The following is a 19,291-nucleotide window of genomic DNA, read 5'->3' as shown; positions in this document are numbered from 1 at the left end:
GTCTGTGTGGGAATCTGTGCTGGCCGCGTGGTGATCGTGACGGGCGCCGGACGGGGGATCGGGAGGGAGCACGCGCTGGAGTTCGCCCGTCAGGGCGCCCGCGTCGTGGTGAACGACCTAGGCACGGGCCCCGGCGGCGAGGGCGCCTCGGGAGGCCCCGCGCTGGAGGTGGTCGCGGAGATCGAGGCGTTCGGCGGCCAGGCGGTGGCCAACTGCGACGACGTGTCCGACTGGGGCGGCGCGGCCCGGCTGGTCAAGACCGCCGTCAGCGCGTACGGCCGCCTCGATGTCCTGGTGAACAACGCGGGCTTCGTCAGGGACCGGATGCTCGTCTCCATGACCGAGCAGGAGTGGGACGACGTCGTCCGCGTCCATCTCAAGGGTCACTTCCTGCCGCTGCGCCACGCGGCGGCGTACTGGCGGGAGAGCGCCAAGGCGGGCGAGCGCGTCACGGGCCGGGTGATCAACACCTCGTCCGGCGCGGGCCTGCTGGGCAGCGTCGGCCAGGCCAACTACTCGGCCGCCAAGGCGGGCATCGCCGCCCTGACCCAGGTCGCCGCGGCCGAGCTGGGCAGGTACGGCGTGACGGTGAACGCCGTCGCCCCCGCCGCCCGCACCCGCATGACCGAGGAGGTGTTCGCCGCGACCATGGCCAGGCCGGAGTCGGGCTTCGACCCCATGGACCCGGCCAACATCGCCCCGCTCGTCGTCTGGCTCGGCTCCGAGGAGTCGGGTCATGTGACGGGGCGGGTGTTCGAGGTGGAGGGCGGCTCGATCGCCCTGGCCACGGGCTGGCGCCACGGCGAGCGGGCCGAGCGCGGCGCCCGCTGGGACCCCGCGGCCGTCGGCGACGCGGTCGCCGGGCTCCTGGCCGCCGCCCCGTCGCCGGAGCCCGTGTACGGGACGTGAGCCGGACGGGTCAGCGCATGGCCGAGCGGGCGGTCGGGCGGAGCAGGATGCGCTCGGGGGCGGCCGTCAGGCGGGGCTTCAGCATCGGGAGGTCCACCTCCCGCTCCTCCTCGGCCGGGTCGAAGCGGGCGAGCCACACGAACACGTTCTCCCCGGTCCGGATCGGAAGACGGGGGAAGTTGTTCTCCGAGTGCTCCGTCTCCAGGCACGCGACGGGCGGCACCCCGGCCTCGGCCAGCACGGGCGCGACCTCACGGGCGAAGAAGGCGGAGAAGCCGTCCTCGACGTGGTAGATCGTGGCGGCGTACAAGGACTTCGGCAGCTCGGTCGCGCCCGCGGGCGGCCGCTCCCAGGCGGGCGGCTCGGCCCCCACGGAGTGCAGGAGGAGCACGTCGTCGCTGTCGATCATGGTGGCGTTGGCGGCGTCCCGGTGGGCCTGCCACACGGGACCGCCGTAGAAGGCCTCCAGCGCGTCCTTGCGCGCCGCCATGGACGGGAACGCGCGGAGCCAGGCGAACCGGTCGGGCGCGCCCTCGTCGCGGAAGGTGCCGGTGACCCGCATGCCCGTCGCCTCCTGGGTCTCCACGAATTCGCGCTCGAACAGCTCGATCAAGGTGTCCCGCTGCCCGGGCAGCAGCGTGTACTGGCGTAGTTCGAAGATCATGCGGCGGACGTTAGGTCCCGGTCACTGACATCCTCTGTCAGCGTATTGGGCGAATAATATTCTGGTAACTCATAGCTACCGATCGACAACTCACGGTTATATGCTCGCTGTGACCTTGATCTCCTGCGGTCAAGGAAGGTCAAAGGGGCGGCGCGCCCGTGCTCGCCGGCCCTGAACCCTACCGGCGAAGGAGCAGAAGTTGATCAAAAGAGTGTGCGCCGCCGCAGCCGTGCTGGCCGCGGCCGTCGGCGGCGCACTCCTGGCTGCCCCGGCTCACGCTGACGACGACTGGTTGGGGCCGCTGAGCGGCGACACCCGCGCCGGCAACTGGAGCGGCAACAGCGACTCGTCCCAGTCCGGAAACAACTTCGGGAACGTCGCCGGCGTCAACCGCGGCAGAGAGTTCTCGACCAACGTCAACAACGTCAACGGCATCGCGCCGACCGCCACCAACGGCGGCATCACGGTGACCTACATCTTCTACTGACCGGCTGACGTCCAAAGCCAACACGATCTGAAAGGACCATGATCATGGTGAAGAAGCTCTGCGTGACCGGTCTCGTCGCCGCCGCCGCTGCCGGGGTGACCCTGCTGGCGGCCCCCGCGTACGCGGACGTCAACGCGGGTAACTCCAGCTCCAACCGCAGCTCCTCGCAGTCGGGCAACAACTTCGGCAATGTCGTCAGCAGCAATGTGAGCGGCCGCGGCGCGACCAGCGTCAACAACGTCAACGGCAACGCCGCGACCGCCGCCAACCGCAGCATCGTGGGCATCGAGGACATGGTCGAGATCGACTAGCCGAGAGGCGCACACCAGCCCCGGACCAGGTCGATCTCGTGGAGAAGGCGCTCGCCGCCGTACCTCAGCCCCTTCTCCACGCCAGGGTCGACCTGGTCCGGCTACCCGGGGCGAGCCTGTGGTCATCGAGGTGGAGCTGACGGAGCCGTATCTCTACCTGCGGTGCGAGCCGCAAGCGTTGGCGAACTTCGCCAAGGCGCTACGCGAGCTGCTCTGAAGTCCTTCTGTCTGACCCCTGCGCGGTCGCGGGGGTTCGGAGCTCTTGGTGTTTGAGTGTGGGTGAAGGTGCATGCTGTAACTCTGCTCACGTCATCGCCAGAGTGCCGACTCGACGGCATGTGCACGCGCAGCGGGTAGTCCCCTCCCACGGCGCTGTCGCGCCGGTGCGCACTCTGCTCGGATTCCGGCTTCATCATCCAGCAGGGTAAACTCTTGGTATCGTTACGGACGCGCAACGTGAAATTCGGGAGGGGCTCGTGCCAGTCACGTCAGCGTGCCCGTTCGGCCTCGATCCACAAGCGCTGACCGTCCGTGTCCCCCGGTCGGCCCCGGACCGCGCCGGCATCGCGCTGGATGGCCTCCAGCGTGGCTGAGCTGTGCCCGATCGCCCCCGCCTTCGTGGTGCCGGGCCCGTCCGGTGTCGCCGTGCGCGACCGGCTCAAGCACCTCACCCCGGTAGACGAGCAGGTGCTGCGTCTGGTCGGTGCGCATCTGGGCGCGCTGGCCTCCTCGGACCTGAAGACCAGGTGCGCCGATGGGCTGGAGCACTGCGCCGGCACTTGGGCGTCGCGCAAGCGCGAGTTGACCGTGCAGTCGTCGGCGCGCTGGGCCGGGGCCATTACCAAGGCGTCCCATGATCAGTGGGCGCTGGCCCGCCGCGGTCAGGCCGATCACATCCGCGATCTCCAGGCCGCCATCGCCATGATCACCCGCCGGTTGTCGCTGCCCATCGGGAAGAAGGGCACCCGCAAGGAACCGGGCGGCTACCGCTCGGCGCGGGAGTGGTTCGCCAAGTCCCGCCGCCTGCACGTCCTGCAAGATCGGCTGAAGCGGCGGAAGGCCGACCAGCAGGCCGGGCGGGTGCGTGTGGTGCGAGGCGGTAAACGGCTGGCCCGTACCCGGCACCACCTGAGGGCCGCCGGGCTGACCGAGGCCGAGTGGCGGCAGACGTGGGAAGCCGAGCGGTGGTTTCTGGCCGCTGATGGCGAGTCCGGCAAACGCTACGGCAACGAGACCATCCGCATCACCCCTGACGGCCAGGTGTCGATCCGGCTGCCCGCGCCGCTGGCGCATCACGCGAACGCGCCGCACGGCCGCTACGTGTTGGCCTGCCGGGTGGCCTTCGCCCACCGGGGCACGGAGTGGCGGGATCGTATCGAGGTCAACCGGGCCGTGGCCTACCGCATCCACTTGGACGCGGCGCGCGGGCGCTGGTATATCACCGCCTCCTGGCAGATTCCCGCGGCCCCGGCCGTGCCCATGGCTGCCGCGCTCGCCGCAGGGGTGATCGGGGTGGACACCAACGCCGACCACCTGGCCGCCTGGCGCCTGGACACCCACGGCAACCCGATCGGCAACCCCCGCCGCTTCATCTTCGATCTGTCCGGCAACGCCGAGCATCGCGACGCCCAGGTCCGCCACGCCCTGACCCGGCTGCTGCACTGGGCAAGAGCCTGCGGTGTGAACGCCATCGCCATCGAGGACCTCGACTTCGCCACGGAGAAGACCCGGGAGAAGCACGGCCGCCGCAAACGCTTCCGCCAGGTGATCTCCGGCATGCCCACGAGCAGGCTGCGCGCTCGGCTGGCCTCGATGGCCAACCAGAGTGGGATCGCGATCATCGCCGCCGACCCGGCCTACACCTCCAAGTGGGGCGCCCAGCACTGGCAGGCCCCGCTGACCTCCACGAAACGCACGACCACCCGCCACGACGCAGCCGCCGTGGCGATCGGAAGACGCGCCCAAGGGCACCCGATCCGGCGACGGACGACACCGCCCCCTGCCCACCGGAGCGATGAGCAGGGGCATCGGACCATCCAGGCCGGACCGGACGTCCGCAGGCGTGAGGGACCCCGCCCCCATATCCCCGGACCACGGACACGATCCGTGCCGCCCGGACACGGCACGAACGCGGGCGACCAGAACGCTCAACACCGTTCGGAGCGTTCGGCTGAGCACGTGCACCTCATGCTCAGTCCATAGGAACGGTCAGACGCCAGGGAGCCGGCCGTTGCGGAACAGGTCGACGAACCGTTGATGGTCTTCCCGGGCCTGTGCCCCGTACCGATGGGCGAAATCCACCAGCATCCCGATAAATCCGGGTTTGTCGTTGCCGATGACCGTCACGATCGCCTCCTCCGTCGAGAAGTCGACCAGGTCGTGACTGGACTCGTCGTCGGCGACCGAGTGCATGCGCGCCACCGCCCGCCCCAGGTCCTGCACGATCGAGCGCAGCTCGGCCGGCTCGTTCACGTCGTCCCAGCCCAGGTCCGCCGAGTACGGGGACACCTCGGCCACGAGCTGCCCCACCCCGTTGAGCGTCGTGTATCCCAGCCAGGGATCGGCGTACGCCTGCAGCGCCCGCTGCGACTCCGCCGTGCGATGCCCCTGGTGCAGGAAGTACGAGGCCACCTTCTCGTCGGTGACGTGACGGGCCACCGCGGGCACGGCCGCCTGCTTCATGTAGAGGATGACGTCGTTCTCCAGCGCCTGCGAGCGCCCTTCGAGCAGCAGGTTGTACGAGGGCAGCCCCGCCGACCCGATGCCCACGCCCTTGCGCAGCGCCACGTCCTTGATCACGTGCTCGACCGGGTTGGCCTGCACGGGCAGCGTGGTCAGGTACTCCTCGAACGCGGCCAGCACCGCCTTCCTGGTCGCCGCGTCCACCGGCTCCCGCCCCTCCATGAGCGCGAACCGCCGGTCGTAGTCGTCGATCACGGTCTCGACGTCCAGCAGCGCCACCCGCGTGCTGAGCCGCGCCGTCTGGAGCACCCGGTGCAGCACGCCGCTGGTGGTCTCCAGGGTGAGCGAGCCGATCGCGTCGTCCCCGCCCGCGGCGAGGGCGCCCAGCTCGACCAGGTACGCGGCGGCGAAGTCGGTGACGAGCACGCTGATCGAGTCGTCGGACAGCGCCTTGGCGTAGCCGATGAGCGCCACGCTGGCGGCGAAGCGCTTGAGGTCCCAGACGTACGGGCCCACGTAGGCCTCGTCGAAGTCGTTGACGTTGAAGACGAGGACGCCGGAGGCGTTCATGTACGTGCCGAAGTTCTCGGCGTGCAGGTCGCCGTGGATCCAGACCCGGCTGGTGGGTTCGTCCAGGTAGGAACGGTCCGCGTAGGACTCGGCCATGTCCGCGTAGAACAGGCAGGCACTGCCCCGGTAGAACGCGAACGGAGAGGCCGCCATTTTCCGAAATTTCCGCCTAAAAGCGGCGGGGTCTCGCTTGATCGACTCGCCGAACTCTGCCATGAGGACATCGAGCAGGAAGGAGGAGCGTGCGCCCATGCCTCGGACACTAGATCCCCTGGACCCTGCCGACCACCCTGATCTTTCCCTGACAGGCCCGCGTCAGGGTAGGCGCGGCGTCCCTCGTCAGGGGTGCTGCGAGGAGACCGAGACCACCTCGCCCGTCATGTACGACGAGTAGTCGCTGGCCAGGAAGACGATCACGTTCGCCACCTCCCACGGCTCCGCCGAACGCCCGAACGCCTCCTTGGCCGCCAGCTCCGCCAGCAGCTCCTCGCTGGTCACCTTCGCCAGGAACGGGTGCACCGCCAGCGAGGGCGCCACCGCGTTCACCCGCACGCCGTGCTCGGCGGCCTCCAGCGCGACGCACCTGGTCAGCGCCATCACCCCGGCCTTGGCGGCGGCGTAGTGCGACTGCCCGCGCTGGGCCCGCCAGCCGATCACCGAGGCGTTGTTCACGATGACGCCGGAGCCCTGGGCGATCATCTGCCTGAGCGCGGCCCTGGTGCAGCGCATGGTGCCGTTGAGGGTGACGTCGATGACCGTGTGCCACTGCTCGTCGGACATCTCCGCCAGCGACGCCGTACCGCCGAGACCGGCGTTGTTGACCACCACGTCGAGCCTGCCGTGCGCCTCCACCACCGCGTCGAACAGCGCCAGCACCTGCGCCTCTGACGTCACGTCGCACGGCACGGCCAGCGGTTTGACGCCGGTGAGCTCGGTCAGCGCGTCGGCGGCGGCGGCCAGGCGGCGCTCGTGCCGGTCCGAGACGACGATCGTGGCGCCTTCCTCGGCACAGCGCCTCGCGGTCGCGTAGCCGATGCCCGCCCCTGCGGCGGCCGTCACGAGCGTCACCTTGCCGTCGAGCAGTCCGTGCGCCTTCGGGTACGGGGGCATCCGTGCTCCAATCAGCGGGGGAGTCCCAGGGTGCGCTCGGCGATGATGTTCCGCTGGATCTCGCTGGATCCGGCATAGATCGTGTCGGCGCGGCTGAACAGGTAGAGCCGCTGCAACTCATTGAACTCGCCCTGCCCGGCCTCACCGGCCCGGCCGTCCTGGGCGTCTTGGGTGGGCTCGGTCACCAGCCCTGCCTTCCCCTGCACGGCCTGTGCCAACTCGCCCAGCCTCCGGTGCCACTCCGACCAGTAGAGCTTGGCGATCGACACCTCGGGCCCCGGGTTCGGCCGCCGCAGCATCCGGAGCGCGTTCAGCCGCATGATCTCCAGCTCCAGCCACGACTGGACGAGCCTGTCACGCAGCACCGGATCGTCGATCGCGCCCGTCCGTCCGGCGGTCTCGACGACCTTGGCCAGCTCCCGCCTGAACCCGATCTGCTGCCCGAGCGTGGAGGCACCCCGCTCGTAGCCGAGCGTGGCCATCGCGACCCGCCAGCCGTCGCCCGGCGCTCCGAGGATGTTCCCCGCCGCCGTGCGCGCGCCGTCGAAGAACACCTCGTTGAACTCCGACGTACCGGTGAGCTGCACGATCGGCCGCACGTCCACGCCCGCCCGGTCCATGGGGACGAGCAGGTACGACAGCCCCTTGTGCCGCTGCGAGCCGGGCTCGGTACGGCACAGCACGAAGCACCAGTCGGCCACGTGCGCCAGCGACGTCCACACCTTCTGCCCGGTGACGACCCACTCGCCGCCTTCCAGGTGCGCCTTCGTCTGCACATTGGCCAGGTCTGAGCCCGCCTCGGGCTCGGAGTAGCCCTGGCACCAGAGCTCGTCGCCGCGCTGGATCGGCGGCAGGAAGCGGTCCTTCTGCTCGTCGGTGCCGAATTCGAGAATGGTCGGGCCGATCAGCCCTTCGCCGATGTGGCCCACCCTGGCGGGGGCGTCGGCCCTGGCGTACTCCTCGTAGAAGGCGACCTGGTCCTCCAGGGACGCGGCGCGGCCGCCGTACCGCTCGGGCCAGCCCAGGCAGGTCCAGCCGGCCTTGCCGAGGTGGCGCTCCCACGCCTGCCGCAGTTCGTGGCCCTCGTGCTCGCGCCCGGGCCCGCCAAGCCCTCTGACGTGCGCGAACTCGCCGCTCAGCGCCTCCTCCAACCAGGCCCGCGCCTCTCCCCGCAGCCCCGGCACCGCACTCTCAGGCCCCATCGCGCCCGTCGAGCTCATAGCGCCCGTCATGCCAGGGGGAACGTGCTCGCTGTGTCCTGACGGTGACGATCCTGCGCGCCCGTCAGAGACGCTCAACGAAGCCTCCGTAGCCCCCGCGGAAGAACAGCAGCGGGCCACCTTCGGAGTGGGTGTCAAGCTGGAGCACCCGGGCCACCACGATCATGTGGTCACCCGCCGGGTGCTCGGCCTCGATCGCGCAGTCGATCCAGGCCAGCGCGCCTTCGAGCACTGGGTTGCCACCGGGGGAGCCGGTCCACTCCAGGCCCGCGAACTTGTCGCCGCCCTTGGTCGCCATCTGGGCGCACACCGCCTGCTGATCCTCGGCCAGCACGTTCACGGTGATGACCTTCGCGCCGCGCACCTTGGGCCAGCTGGTGCTGGTGTAGGCGACGCAGAACGCCACCAGGGGCGGGTCGAGCGAGACCGAGGTGAAGGAGTTGGCCGCCAGGCCGGACGGGAGGCCGTTCATCGGATCGACCGCCGTGATCGCCACCACGCCGGTCGCGAACCTCCCGAGCACCTGCCGGAAGCGGAGGCTGTCGAGGTGACCGTTCGCGCTGTGGGGTGAAGGGCCGGTCGGCATGGCGGCTCCGTTGCGAATCCTGCGCTGAGGGGGCGTCGGAAGGCCGCGACAGCCGTCCGGCGCGACGAGCCGGGCAGCGTGTGTGCTCATGGTCCGCCTCCTAGTCCACCGTCTGCGCTCTATCATACCAAGCGCTTGCTTGGACGGTAGGGCGAACCAGGAAACCATGTCAAGTTCGCATGCCCCACGGGGTGTGACGAACCGCTGGCGCCCGGTCGCGTACCTCACCCGTCCGGTGGGTGGGTGCGTTGACATGGGGGAAATTTCAGGCCTAACGTGACGTTTGTGCCCAAGCGCTTGCTTGACATCCGAGACCGCACTGCGATAGCCGGGGTCGGCTACACCCCCTTCACGAAGGACTCGGGCGTCAGCACCCTCACGCTGGCCTGCCGTGCCGTGCTGGCCGCGCTGGAGGACGCGGGGCTGTCGGTGGACGAGGTGGACGGGCTGGCCACGCACCGCGTCGGTGACTCCGCCGCCCCCACGCTGGTGGCCCCCGCGCTGGGACTGACCGACCTCGCCTGGCATCTCGACCAGTTCGGCGGCGGCAGTGTCTCGCACGCGGTCGTCGGTCAGGCGGTGCTGGCGGTGGCGGCCGGGGTGGCCGAGACGGTGGTGTGCTACCGGGCCATCAACGCCCGTTCCGAGTTCCGCATGGGCGGCACCGGCCGGGGCGTGCCGGCGAGCCCGGAGGTGCAATATCAAGCGCCGTACGGGTACGTGGCGCCGCCGCAGCAGTACGCCATGTACGCCCGAGCGCACATGCTGAAATATGGCACTCAAGCGGAGCATTTCGGGCAAATAGCCGTCACCCAGCGCGCCAACGCGGCCAAGAACCCGCGTGCCCTGATGCGCACCCCCATCACACTGGACGACTACCTGGCGAGCAGGTGGATCGCGGAGCCGTTCCGGCTGCTGGACTGCTGCCTGGAGACGGACGGAGCCTGCGCCGTGGTCGTCACCACGGCCGAACGCGCCCGCGCTCTCCGCCGCCCCCCGGTGCTGATCTCGGCCGCGGCCTGGGGCGGCGGCACGTCCCACCTCTCGGGCCCGTCCGCCGACCCCACGGTGACCGCGGCCGCCGCACTGGCCCCGCGCCTCTACGCGCAGGCCGGGCTGGGGCCGGCGGACATCGACGTGGCCGAGCTGTACGACTGCTTCACGTACTCGGTGATCGTCCAGCTCGAGGACTACGGCTTCTGCGAGAAGGGCGAGGGCGGCCCGTACGTGGCCTCGGGCGCGACGGCGCCGGACGGTCCGCTCCCGGTCAACACCCACGGCGGCTTCCTGTCCGAGGGCTACGTCCACGGCATCAACCACATCGCCGAGGCGGTATCCCAGCTCAGAGGCGACGCCGGGGACCGCCAGGTGCCCGGAGCCGAGGTCGCGCTGTCCACGGCCCAGCCCGGCTACATCCTGCCGGCCACCTCCGCCCTGATCCTGAGGAGATCATGATGACGGCCTACCGGCCCGAACCCGACCGGGACTCCAGGCAGTGGTGGGAGCGGGTCGCCGGGCAGGAGTTCGCCGTGCAGGAGTGCGACGGGTGCGGGGCGGTGCGCTTCCCGGCGCGGGCGTTCTGTCCTGAGTGCCGTACGGAGGCGTGGCACTGGCGGGACGTGGAGCCCGAGGGGGTGGTCGAGAGCTGGATCGTCAACCACCAGCCGTTCATGCCGGGGTTCGGGGTGCCGTACGTGGTGGTGATGGTCCGGCTGGCGGCGGTGCCGGGGTGCTTCGTGTACGGGAACTGGTGCGGCGACGGCTCTCCGGAGCGCGGACGGCGGGTGCGGGCCGCCTACCGCCGGGTCGACGAGCGGTTGACCCTGGTGGACTGGGCGCCGGTGGAGGATGACGGGAATCTGGATGATCATCCGGTCCAGCGCAAATCCTCCCGCTAGTTGACCTTGTTCCGGAAATTGGATTGGTACCGGAAAATCCCACCAGTCCCACCATCACGAAGGGGCCCACAGGTTCGGCTCCGAGGGTTGATGATGATGTCAGAAGGCGTCGACGCGGACGGCTCGGACTGGCGGCGAACGATGACTGATGGGATCTCGGTGACACGCGTGACCTGCGGGTCACGAGTCGCGATCCCGCCTGCCCGCCGGTCCTCGACGGAACCACCCAGCCGGTCGTGCCGTGCCGTGACGGCGCCCGGCCCCGCACACCGGAGAAGCGTCTCCCTGGACGGGGCCCGGCCGTGGTCGGCGGGTGGGGTCGCCCGTGGCGACCGTAAAAGATGGGGTGCGCCGTTCTGGGCGGCGGCGAGTGCTTCGGGGTCGGCGAGGAACCTTGGTGACGTGCGCATCCGGAGGGCGGCGGGCACCTGGGGATCGGCGAGGACCCGAAGGCCGGCGAGCGCCCGGGATTCGGCGCGGACGGCGGTCACCCACGCGCCTGGGGCGCGGGATCCGCCTGGAAGGGCGCGGCCCCCGCCCATGGCGGGAAGGCGCGAGGCCCTGCGTTGGTCCCTTGGAGGAAAACGCGCCCTGGCGGGCGTGGGGGACCCGCCAGGACGCGCTTCCTGTCCCGTGCGCGACGGCGCCAGGACTCCGGCGAGGGATGGAGTCCTAGACCGTTGGTTCGCGCACGGAGTCGATGGGGGAGTGTGAAAGCTCCCGTTGCCGGTAACGTGCGGCGATGCGTTGAGCTGCACCAACCGGGTCATCAATGGGGTGCGTGACGGGGGCGCCACCCTCCTCATTCCAGACAAAGGATCCGTCATTGCACCACACGGTCAGCTCAGTCAACACCGATAGCTCGCGCACACCGATGCCCATGCTCTGGTAGGTGTGGGTGAACCCCTGGCGACGCAACCCGTAACGCAGTAAACGTGTTGCTTCGCAAGGAGAATGCCAGGGCAGGTACGGCGTACCCGTGCGGACCGGCAACACTGGCCTTCACCCCCTCACCGGCCTTTAGATGGATTTGTACCAACGAATGGATGATGGGCCGGTGGAGGCGGTTCGGTCAAGGGGTTGTGGCCTGCTAGAACCAGATCGTCTAAATTGTTGGAACAAAAGGGGTGAAAGTGGCAAGGTCGGTGCTGTATCAGCAGGTGGCTGCGGAGTTGCGTCGGGCCATCTACTCGGGCGTCCTCGGCCCGGGATCACAGCTGCCGACCGAGGCGCAGCTCATGGAAGACCATGGGGTGAGCAGGAACACCGTAAGGCTGGCCCTGGGAGAGCTCGTCAATGAGGGGCTCGTTACGCGCACGCCGCGGCGCGGAACCGTGGTCAGAGACCGCCGACCGCTGCTGATCTATCCGCAGCGGGAGCTGGAGCCACAACCTTCTGGGGAACTGCGGGAAGCCTTCGCCTATGCCGTGGCGCAGGAAGGCCGCGAGCCAAGCCAGTACATCGAGGTGCTGACGGTTTCTCCCGTCGAGGAGATCGCCAGCAGGCTGGAGCTGGCGGACGGGGAATTGGCGGTGGTGCGACGCCGGCTGCGTTTCGTGGACGGCCAGCCGTACAACACCAACGATTCCTACTTCCCTCGTGACATGGTTGCCGACTCCGAGATCGCCAGACCCGGAGACATCGCGCGTGGGGCGAACCGGGTGCTGGAGGAGCTGGGGCATGCGCAGGTGCGCGTCACCGACGACATCTGGGCCCGTATGCCCAACCAGGAGGAGGCCGAGCGCCTCCAGCTCGAGCTCGGCACACCAGTCATGGTGTATGTCCGAGTTGGATACGACGGGGCCGACATGCCAGTGCGTGTCGCGGTGTCGGTGCTGCCCGCCGACAAACATTTGATCAGATACGAGCTCGATGGCCGCTAACGAGCTCGATTGAAGGGGTGATCCCGCCGGCTGGGGCCGGGCGCAGCGAGAAATTAGCCGCCTCGCTGGCCTAGGGGAGTCGTGCATACTCCCCTAAATCGCCATTTATCCATATATATCGGGTTGAGGCCCCATTTTCGGCTACGCGCACCATTGCTTCATCACGCTTTGCGTATGCGCGTAAACCCTACGCAACGGGAGTTGTATTATGCACACCAACACGCTTCTTCACCCGCTCGCGCTCCGCAGAGCTGAGCCCGAGGACCTTCCCGGCGTGCTCACGCTGCTCGCGGACGCCTCCGAGTGGCTCTACTCGCAAGGAGTGCGGCAGTGGCCGCGCGGGGGCTTCGGCCCCGAGCGCATCGTGCCGCTCATCGAGGAGCGGGTGCTGTTCCTGCTCGAAGACGAGCTCAGATACCTGGACCCCGACGAATCGGCCCCGCCGGTGGCCACGATAGCCGTCGACGACAACGCCGACCCCGAGTTCTGGACACTCGACGACGACCCCGGGGCTGCCCTTTACGTCCACAAGCTCGCCGTGGCCCGTCCCTGGTCCGGCAGCGGCCTCGGGGACGCCCTCCTGGACTGGGCCTGCACCTACGCCCACGCGGCCGGCCTGCCGTGGCTGCGCCTGGACTGCGCCAAGGGGAACTGGCGGCTGCAGGAGTACTACCGCAGGCGCGGGTTCCGCCACGTCCGTACGGTGGACCTTCCCCACCGCGCGTCCGGCGCCCTCTTCGAGCGCCCGTCGCGGGACCAGACCACACCGGCCTTCCGTGACCTGACCATGGCCGAACTCATCTCCGCCTGACACCCCGCACTCATGGCCCCGGTCCCACCGGGATCGGGGCCAAGCGCCCGGGGGCGGCCCACAGGGCACGTGGCGGGCTGCGGGCTTGTCCGGTCGGGCCTGGCAGGGGGTTCCGGTTGCGCGTGCGCTGTGGGAGCGTTTGGGGGCCTGGAACGGGCCCTGCGGCGGTGGGGGAGGCCGTTGGCGGGGACTTTTTGGTGTGATCGGCGGCGGAACGGTGCAGAGCACCATATAACCTCTCCTCCATGACCGGATCCCTGCTCGAGGTGATCGCCCTCAACGTGCGTGACGCCGTGGCAGCTGAACAGGGTGGAGCCGACCGGCTGGAGGTCGTCGCCGACATGGCGGCCGACGGGCTGACCCCCTCCCCGGACACGGTTGCCGCGATCGCCGCGGAGTGCCCCCTCCCTCAGATGGTGATGCTCCGCTGTGACGCCAACTTCATCGCCGACCCCGACGTGCTCGACCGCCTGAGGCGGGACGCCAAGGCGTTGGCGCAGGCGGGGGCGGCGGGGTTCGTGTTCGGGTTCCTCGACGGCTCGGGGAAGGTCGACCTCACGGCGACCGAGGCGCTCATCCACGCCGTCTCGCCGCTCCCGTGGACGTTCCACCGGGCGGTCGATCACGCCGCCGACGTCCAGGCGTCCTGGCGGGCCGTGCGACTGCTGCCCAACCTGGCCACCGTGCTCACCTCGGGCTCGCCCAACGGGGTGGGGGAGGGGCTGCCGGTGCTGAGGGCGCGCGCCGACGCCGGTGACGGCTCGATCATCCTGGCCGGGGGCGGGCTGAAGCCGGCGCACGTGCCGGCGCTGCTCGACTACGGCATCCGCGCCTTCCACGTGGGCTCCGCCGTGCGGGCGAGCTGGTCCGACCCGGTGGAGTGGCGCCTGGTACGCCAGTGGCGGTCCCTGGTCGAACGCGACTGACCCCGCCCCTCACGTCAGGGCAGGGCCGCGTCCGCGCGCCTGAGAGCGGCCACCAGCGTGCGGATCGTGGCGGGCTCGTCCATGAGGCCGCCCTCCGCCTCCCGCTGCTCCTCCCACGCTCTCACCCGCTCCTGGTACGCGTCATAGCGCTCCAGATGGAAGGCGTAAACGGTGGCGAACCGGCTCACCAGATGGGAAGGATGCATGTCCCACCCCTGGTAGAAGCCGTGCCCCAGCGAATGCCTGACCAGCTCGGCGTGCCGCCGCCACAGCGCGTGCACGTCACGGGTGAGCCCGGAGGCCGGAGAGGCGGCCAGCGACCCGTCCGACAGCTCCACCCTCGTGCCTGCGAACGCCGTCTGCATCACGTGCCGGGCATGATCGCACGCCGGATGGTCCAGCCGCTGCTCGTGCGGCGGCAGCCCGATCGCGGCCGTGTAGTCGAAGACCCCGAAATGCGCCGCCGCGAGCCGCTCTCCCAGCGACTCCGCCAGGTCCCCGCGCAGGAAGTGCAGCGTCTGCGGCGCCTCCACCTGCATCTCGAACCGCAGCCGCACCTCCAGCTCGTCCTCCAGCCGGGCCAGCACCTCCGTGAACTGACCGAGGTAGGCCTCCATGAGGATCTTGGGAAAGGTCACCGTGAAGCCCGGCGGCAGCTCGCCGGCCCGCCCCATCAGCCCCGAGAGGAACAGGTCGAGCGTGCGCACCGACCGCGCGGGATCCCCGTCGGCGAACGACTTCACCCGAGGCCCCCACCGCCGCGGCAGCGTGCCCGCCGCGTGCATCGTGGCCACCGCCTCGACGGCCTGCCCCACGTGATCGTCCTCCACCAGGTCGGGACGTACGCCGTACCCGTCCTCGAAGTCGATGCGCAGGTCCTCGATCGGCTCCGAGGAGAGCTTCTGGATCACCTTGGGGTGCACGGCGGCGGCCAGCCCGCCGGGCACCCCGAAGACCTCCGCCAGCGCTGCGGGATCGGGCAGATGCGCCTTGACCAGGGACAACGCCTGATCGCGCCACTCGGAGAGTGTGCGGATCGAGAAGCCGTCGGCCGGGACGTAGACGGTGTGGACCGGCTGCCGGTCCGCGCCGGCGGAGGGATAGCGGGCCTGCTGGACCCGGTAGGCCTCGTCGAACCCCTCAGGAACGGAACGCACGGAGCATTGCCTCCAGGCCGACCAGCTTGACGCGTTCGCCCCGGCCCAGCGACCTGGCCAGCTCGGCCTCGGCCGCCTCGATCGCCAGCCAGTCCTCGTACGTCACGGGACGCACCCCGCGCGCGGTCAGCAGCGCGTCGATGGCCCCGCCGCTCACCCGCGGGCGATCCGAGAGGTCGGCGAGGAGCGTGCGGACCGTTTCCGCCGCGTCGGACTTGTTGGTGCCGATCACCCCGGTGGGACCGCGTTTGAGCCAGCCTGCCACGTATTCGCGGTCGCGCACCCGCCCGGCCTCGTTCGGCACGGTCATGGTCTTCTCCGAGAACGGCACCCCGGGCAGCGGCACGCTCTGGTAGCCCACCGAACGCAGCACCATGCCGACCGGCAGCGTCTCGAACTCGCCCGTGCCGACCACGCGCCCCTCCTCCGACAGGCGGGTGCGTTCGAGCTTGAGGCCCTCCACCCGCTCGGTGCCGAGGATCTCCACGGGCCGCAGCCAGAAGCGCACGTCGAGGCGGCGCGGGCGGCCCACCGGGTTGCGGGCGGCCCACGACTGCAGGACCTTGATGTTGCCCTGGACCTGGCGCGGGAAGTCGACGCCCAGGACGACGGCCTCGTCGGGGCGGACGCAGACGTCGGCGTTGGCCAGCTCGCCCAGCTCGCGCAGCTCCTTCAGGGTGAACTTGGCGTGCTCGGGGCCGCGGCGGCCGATCATGTGGATGGCCTTGACCTGGCTCGCCTCGAGGCGTTCGAGCACGTCGTGCGGCACGTCCGTGGAGCGCAGCTCCTCGTGGGTCTTGGCCAGGACGCGTACGACGTCGACCGCCACGTTGCCGACGCCGATCACCGCGACCTCGGAGCTGTCGAGCGTGAACCGCCCAGGATCGACGTCGGGGTGCCCGCAGTACCAGTTGACGAAGTCGGTCGCCGCCACGCTGCCGGGCAGGTCCTCGCCGGGGATGCCGAGCTTCCTGTCGACCATCGCGCCCGTGCAGTAGACGACCGCGTCGTAGGCGCCCAGCAGGTCCTCGACGGAGACGTGCTCGCCCAGCGTGACGCCGCCGAGGAAGCGGACCTCGGGCAGTTCGAGCACTTTCCGCAGGTAGTTCGCGATCGACTTGATCGACGTGTGGTCGGGCGCGACGCCGTACCTGACCAGCCCGTACGGGGTCGGCAGGCGTTCGAGGACATCGACCTCGACGGGCTCGGCCGACTGCTTCACCAGAGCCTCGGCCGTGTAGATCCCGGCGGGGCCCGACCCGATGACCGCCACGTGCAACGCCACGCTGCCTCCTAAGACTCGGTTACACGCGTCCCACCAGATGTAACCGGCCGGTGTGATCCAGGTATCCCCGATCGCCGGTCCGGATGAACCCGTCTCTCGCGAACACCGCATGATCGGTGTTCTTGCCAACGTAGCCGCTCATCACAGCCTCGGAGCGGAGGAGTACCTCGCCTTCGTCCTCATCTGACAGTACGCGTCCGTCGGCGCTTCTGATCGACACGTCCACACCGCCCCGTGGCCTGCCGACACAGACCTCGGCGTCCTCGGGCGGGTCGTCGGGCCGGGTGCCGAGCCCCAGCCCGGCTTCGGGGCAGATGTAGCGGTTGCATACGGGCACGCGGTATCTGTCCCGCAACGCCCGGATCAGCTTGGGCGGGGCGGGCGCGCCGGCGGACAGGACGAGGGCCAGGTCCGGCAGGTCCCCGCCGCAGGCCAGGATGCGCGAGAGCTGGTACGGAGTGCCGTGGAGCACCTCGATCCCGTGCTCGCGGATCACCTTGATCGCGGCGTCCGGGCTCCATTCGGGCAGGACGTGACAGGTCCGCCCGGTCTGCAGGAACATCGGCAGCCGCGTGGCGAACCCGAGCCGGCCCAGCGGATGCGGCACCAGCCGCGCGTCGCCCGTCCCCCAGCGCGTCCCCGCCCCGTGGGCTCGGATCGCCTCCAGCTGCTTGTTGCCGAACACGACCCCTTTGGGCGGTCCCGTCCTGCCCGAGGTGAACGTGATCACGACCGGTCGTGCGGGGTCCGGCGGGAACGGCGGCGGGGGCGGCTCCCGCCTGCACAGGCTCCCGAGCCGGACGGGGCCGCCGCGCTCGATGGGCAGCGTCACCACGTCGAGCCCGGGCAGCGGCGGGAGCACCCCGGGGGCGGTGATGACGATGGCCGGGTCCAGCCGGGCCAGCAGTTCCGGCCGCTCGGTCCCGATGCCGGCCGTCACCGCGTCGATCTTCGCGGCCGCCACGTAACAGATCACGAACTCGGGCCCGTCGGGGAGGGCCAGCGCCACGACGTCGCCGACGCGCGTCCCCCGATGGGCCAGCCCGGCGGCCATCTGGTCGGAGAGCCGGTCCAGGTCGGCGAAGGTCAGGACGGCGGAGCCGGTGACGACAGCGGCGCGCCCCCCGAATCTACGTGCGGCCTCCCCGGCCAACAGGCGCAACATGGCAGCTCCTGGGGCAGATGGCGCTAATTTGACCCTACCCGCCCTGGAGCCCCGGCAGACGTTCTCACCTTGCCGGAGATGGAGTTCACTCCCTCAAGAGAGCCTCGGCCGACGTGCGGAGCGTCAGCTTGTCCACCTTGCCGTTCACGTTCACCGGCAGCGAGTCCACCACCACGACCCGCCTGGGCACCTTGTAGTTGGACATGTTGTCCCTGGCCCAGCCGATCAGCCCCGCCGGATCGACGGCGGCCCCGGGCCGCGGGACGACGTACGCCACCCCCGCCTCCCCCCTGGCCGGGTCCGGCACGCCCACGACCGCCGCCTGCGCCAGCGAACCCTCCCGCAGCAGCAGCGACTCCACCTCGGCCGGCGAGACGTTGAACCCGTTGACGATGTAGAGCTCCTTCTTGCGGTCCACGATGGCCAGGTTGCCCGACGGGTCCAGCACCCCCACGTCCCCCGTGTGCAGCCACCCGTCGCCGTCCACGACCTCCGCCGTCCGCGCGGGCTCGCCCCAGTACCCCCGCATCACGCCGTAGCCCCGCTGCAGGATCTCCCCGCGCTCCCCGGCCGCGACCTCCTTGCCGTCGTCGTCCACGATCCGCACCTCGATCCCGGGCACGGTCCTGCCGGTGGTGTTGGCGATGACGTCGATGGGGTCCCCGGCGCGGGTCATGGAGACGACCGTGCCCTCCATCAGCCCGTACGCGTTGATCATCCGCTCCAGCCCGACCCGTTCCACCAGCCGCGTGATCAGGCGGGCGGGGACGGCGGCGGCGCCGCAGATGGCCACGCGCAGCGAGGACACGTCCCAGGGCCCGCGGTCCAGCTCGTCCAGTATCCGGTGGAAGAGCGTCGGCGGGCCGGCCAGCACCGTGATCCGCTCGGAGGAGATCAGCGACATCACGGCGTCGGGCGTGAAGACGGGGATCGGCATCATCGTGGCCCGGCGCAGGACGCAGGCGATGAGCCCCGCGTTCAGCCCGAACCCGTGGCTGAACGGGGCGACGATCGGATAGCGGTCGCGCTCGTCGAGGGTGACGATCTCGGACCAGTCCCAGTAGCCGCGCAGGACCTGGGCGTGGTCGATCATGACGCCCTTGGGCACGCCCGTGGTGCCCGACGTGGACATGATCTCGCACAGGTCGTCAGGGCGTACGGCGAGCGCCCGTCCCTCGGCCTCTTGAGCGGAGACCCGCGTGCCCAGGGCGCGTAAGTCGTCCGGGCGGTGCAGGCCGGAAAGGGGCGGCAGCAGGTCGGCGAGGGGGGCGGCCGACGGGCCCGCTCCGGTGATGAGCACCTTGGCGCCGGTCTTCTCGATCAGCTGGGCGGCCTCGATGCCCTTGAAACGGGACGAGAGCGGCACGATGACCGCCCCCGCGTCCCAGATCCCGAACGCGTGCCGCACCCAGAACGCCGAGTTCGCCCCCCACATCGCCACCCGGTCGCCGGGTCCGACGCCGAGGGCGATGAGGCCGCGGGCGATCTCGGCCGCCGAGGCCCGCAGCTCGGACAGTGTCGTCCGCGTGCCGCCCTCGGCGACCACGACGGCGCCGGGGTGGTTCTCTGCCTGGTCGCGAAGCATGCGGGGGAGCGTTCCCCAGTCCGGCATCGGTGCCATGTTGCC

Annotated in this window: 18 protein-coding genes; 9 read left to right on the top strand and 9 right to left on the bottom strand. The window is 70.2% G+C overall.

Features of this window, described 5'->3' with window-relative positions:
- Positions 1–6: 6 nt before the first annotated feature.
- The gene (locus ACWDRB_RS19090; RefSeq protein WP_449895436.1) at positions 7–909 is read left to right on the top strand and encodes an SDR family oxidoreductase; all 903 of its coding nucleotides are present in this window, start codon (positions 7–9) and stop codon (positions 907–909) included.
- 10 nt (positions 910–919) lie between these two features.
- Here the strand turns inward: ACWDRB_RS19090 and ACWDRB_RS19085 are convergent, their stop codons facing one another.
- The gene (locus tag ACWDRB_RS19085; RefSeq protein WP_350724583.1) at positions 920–1,573 is read right to left on the bottom strand and encodes an NIPSNAP family protein; all 654 of its coding nucleotides are present in this window, start codon (positions 1,571–1,573) and stop codon (positions 920–922) included.
- A 199-nt stretch (positions 1,574–1,772) separates the two neighbouring features.
- On the opposite strand from ACWDRB_RS19085, the gene ACWDRB_RS19080 reads away from it, so the two are divergent.
- The 3 genes from ACWDRB_RS19080 to ACWDRB_RS19070 all read left to right on the top strand — a co-directional run bounded on the left by ACWDRB_RS19080 (position 1,773) and on the right by ACWDRB_RS19070 (position 4,573).
- Complete coding sequence (locus ACWDRB_RS19080; RefSeq protein ID WP_449895434.1) at positions 1,773–2,060, top strand: hypothetical protein; 288 nt, start codon at positions 1,773–1,775, stop codon at positions 2,058–2,060.
- A gap of 44 nt (positions 2,061–2,104) precedes the next feature.
- Complete coding sequence (locus ACWDRB_RS19075) at positions 2,105–2,371, top strand: hypothetical protein (RefSeq protein ID WP_350724587.1); 267 nt, start codon at positions 2,105–2,107, stop codon at positions 2,369–2,371.
- Positions 2,372–2,956: 585 nt separating this feature from the next.
- Positions 2,957–4,573, top strand: coding sequence for an IS200/IS605 family accessory protein TnpB-related protein (locus tag ACWDRB_RS19070; protein ID WP_449895431.1), 1,617 nt, complete (start codon positions 2,957–2,959; stop codon positions 4,571–4,573).
- Between the two features lie 6 nt (positions 4,574–4,579).
- Here the strand turns inward: ACWDRB_RS19070 and ACWDRB_RS19065 are convergent, their stop codons facing one another.
- The 4 genes from ACWDRB_RS19065 to ACWDRB_RS19050 all read right to left on the bottom strand — a co-directional run bounded on the left by ACWDRB_RS19065 (position 4,580) and on the right by ACWDRB_RS19050 (position 8,629).
- A complete protein-coding gene (locus ACWDRB_RS19065) occupies positions 4,580–5,875 on the bottom strand; it encodes a DUF2252 domain-containing protein (RefSeq protein ID WP_449895429.1) in 1,296 nt (431 codons plus the stop codon).
- An 87-nt stretch (positions 5,876–5,962) separates the two neighbouring features.
- Positions 5,963–6,733: an SDR family oxidoreductase gene (locus tag ACWDRB_RS19060; protein WP_350724592.1), complete on the bottom strand. Its 771-nt coding sequence runs from the start codon at positions 6,731–6,733 to the stop codon at positions 5,963–5,965.
- Between the two features lie 11 nt (positions 6,734–6,744).
- A complete protein-coding gene (locus ACWDRB_RS19055; RefSeq protein ID WP_449895427.1) occupies positions 6,745–7,953 on the bottom strand; it encodes an acyl-CoA dehydrogenase family protein in 1,209 nt (402 codons plus the stop codon).
- 64 nt (positions 7,954–8,017) lie between these two features.
- Entirely contained in the window at positions 8,018–8,629 is a 612-nt protein-coding gene (locus ACWDRB_RS19050) for a flavin reductase family protein (RefSeq protein ID WP_449895425.1), read from the bottom strand.
- A 195-nt stretch (positions 8,630–8,824) separates the two neighbouring features.
- Between ACWDRB_RS19050 and ACWDRB_RS19045 the strand changes: the two genes are divergently transcribed.
- From ACWDRB_RS19045 to ACWDRB_RS19025, 5 genes are all read left to right on the top strand, one after another.
- Positions 8,825–9,994: a thiolase C-terminal domain-containing protein gene (locus ACWDRB_RS19045; protein ID WP_449895423.1), complete on the top strand. Its 1,170-nt coding sequence runs from the start codon at positions 8,825–8,827 to the stop codon at positions 9,992–9,994.
- A complete protein-coding gene (locus ACWDRB_RS19040; protein WP_449895421.1) occupies positions 9,991–10,437 on the top strand; it encodes a Zn-ribbon domain-containing OB-fold protein in 447 nt (148 codons plus the stop codon). Before ACWDRB_RS19045 ends, ACWDRB_RS19040 begins: the two co-directional genes overlap by 4 nt.
- A gap of 1,145 nt (positions 10,438–11,582) precedes the next feature.
- A complete protein-coding gene (locus tag ACWDRB_RS19035; RefSeq protein WP_350724598.1) occupies positions 11,583–12,320 on the top strand; it encodes a GntR family transcriptional regulator in 738 nt (245 codons plus the stop codon).
- 208 nt (positions 12,321–12,528) lie between these two features.
- Positions 12,529–13,131 (top strand): GNAT family N-acetyltransferase, encoded by a 603-nt coding sequence (locus ACWDRB_RS19030; RefSeq protein ID WP_449895419.1) that lies wholly within the window; start codon positions 12,529–12,531, stop codon positions 13,129–13,131.
- Positions 13,132–13,376: 245 nt separating this feature from the next.
- Positions 13,377–14,057 (top strand): copper homeostasis protein CutC, encoded by a 681-nt coding sequence (locus ACWDRB_RS19025; RefSeq protein ID WP_350724601.1) that lies wholly within the window; start codon positions 13,377–13,379, stop codon positions 14,055–14,057.
- Between the two features lie 14 nt (positions 14,058–14,071).
- Here ACWDRB_RS19025 and ACWDRB_RS19020 read toward each other — a convergent pair whose 3' ends face one another.
- From ACWDRB_RS19020 to ACWDRB_RS19005, 4 genes are all read right to left on the bottom strand, one after another.
- Positions 14,072–15,214, bottom strand: coding sequence for a DUF6986 family protein (locus ACWDRB_RS19020; protein ID WP_449895417.1), 1,143 nt, complete (start codon positions 15,212–15,214; stop codon positions 14,072–14,074).
- Positions 15,198–16,499 (bottom strand): FAD-dependent oxidoreductase, encoded by a 1,302-nt coding sequence (locus ACWDRB_RS19015; protein WP_350724605.1) that lies wholly within the window; start codon positions 16,497–16,499, stop codon positions 15,198–15,200. Before ACWDRB_RS19015 ends, ACWDRB_RS19020 begins: the two co-directional genes overlap by 17 nt.
- Positions 16,500–16,518: 19 nt before the next feature.
- Complete coding sequence (locus ACWDRB_RS19010; RefSeq protein WP_449895414.1) at positions 16,519–17,664, bottom strand: class I adenylate-forming enzyme family protein; 1,146 nt, start codon at positions 17,662–17,664, stop codon at positions 16,519–16,521.
- Between the two features lie 85 nt (positions 17,665–17,749).
- The gene (locus tag ACWDRB_RS19005) at positions 17,750–19,276 is read right to left on the bottom strand and encodes an AMP-binding protein (protein ID WP_449895412.1); all 1,527 of its coding nucleotides are present in this window, start codon (positions 19,274–19,276) and stop codon (positions 17,750–17,752) included.
- Positions 19,277–19,291: the final 15 nt, after the last annotated feature.

It is taken from the genome of Nonomuraea sp. NPDC003707 (genome assembly GCF_053587055.1).
The sequence above is the reverse complement of the archived record's forward strand: the minus strand, read 5'-3'. Positions and strand labels throughout refer to the sequence as shown.